The following is a 1451-nucleotide window of genomic DNA, read 5'->3' on the forward strand; positions in this document are numbered from 1 at the left end:
GCCGTATTCAAGCAGTCGATGCAACAGCGGCTTGTTGTGTTGAGCGTAGCTGTTCGGCGAAGGCTTCTGCGGGGGTTCGCCAGCCCAGGATTTCTCGGGGCCGGTTATTGATGGTGTCGGCGACGGCTTGAATCTCGGGCGCGCTCCACCTGGCGATGTCGGTGCCTTTCGGGAAGTACTGCCGGAGTAGCCCGTTGAGGTGCTCGTTACTGCCGCGCTGCCACGGACTTTTCGCGTCAGCGAAGTAGACCGGCAACCCGATCTCGTTCGTGAGCAGCGCGTGTGCTGACATCTCTTTACCGCGGTCCCAGGTCAGCGAACGGCGAAGACCCGCAGGCAGCACCTCGAATGTCTTCACGAGCGCGTTCTTCGTTGTGACCGCCCCGTACCCGGCCAGCGCGGGACCGTTCTTCGTCGGCCGGATGAGCCCGTAGCCGGATTGCCGGGGTAGGTGAACCAGCATCGCGAAACGAGTCGTTCGACAGATCAGCGTCGCGATCGCGGACCGGTTCAAACCAATGATCAGGTCCCCCTCCCAGTGCCCAGCCACCATCCGGTCCTCGGCTTCCGCGGGCCGCTTGTTCAACGTTGTGGCGTCCGTGACGTGCGCCCAAGCTTGCTGCTGCGTCCGGGCCCTCGGCATCCGTTTCGTTCGTCCGTGACGCAGATGCCAGGACTGCTTCCGGCTCAAACCACCCCGCGCCGGCACGTACAGGGCCTGATAGATCGCCTCGTGCGATATCCGCATCGATGGGTCGTTCGGAAACTCGACCGGGAGCCGGTTCGCGATCTGCTGCGGACTCCACGCGGTAACCCACTCTCGATCCCCGCGGTGCGGTTTGTTCTTCCCATCCCACACCGGCCCCGCCGGGCCCAGGCGGCCACCCTCGGCGGTGCGGACATGCCCGCTGAGCTTGTCAGCGACGTAAGCGCGCAGCAGCTCGTTAGAGACAAGCTTCGCTGTTTTCGGGCGGCGGGCGCGACGTTCGGCGTGCCACTGTGCGGTGGAGGCTTTGTAATCCAGCCGATACGACCTGGTTGATGCGTTCCGGCGAAGCTCACGAGAGATCGTCGACGGGCTACGGCCCAGCCGCCGAGCGATCTCTCGCACCCCGCAGCCCTGCGCACGCCACAACGCGATCTCCTCACGATTACCTGACGTCAGATACCGTCCCGACAGTGTTGGGGCCAACTGTGGATTCACCCCGCCAGCGTGCACGAACCACCGATGCGCGACCGGCTCCGACACACCCGCCGCGACGCCCGCATCCCGCGTCTTCGCACCCTCCGCTATCGCGGCCCAAAACCGTACCCGGTCCTCCCTCCACGCGATCGTCGGGCGACCCGGTGACACCATCTGACCCCGATACGCCCGAACCTGCTTCTGCTGATTCCCCGAACCCATCAAACACCTCCACGATCAGGTGTTGCATCAACCAGTTGAACACGGC

At 64.6% G+C, this 1451-nt stretch carries 1 protein-coding gene; it reads right to left on the reverse strand.

The features are described from left to right. Nucleotides 1–7: 7 nt before the first annotated feature. A complete protein-coding gene (locus tag B7R21_RS19510) occupies nt 8–1405 on the reverse strand; it encodes an IS30 family transposase (protein WP_116284916.1) in 1398 nt (465 codons plus the stop codon). Between the last annotated feature and the right edge of the window lie 46 nt (nt 1406–1451).

The organism is Subtercola boreus (assembly GCF_003399625.1).
In the GTDB taxonomy this organism is placed as follows: Bacteria; Actinomycetota; Actinomycetes; order Actinomycetales; family Microbacteriaceae; genus Subtercola; species Subtercola boreus_C.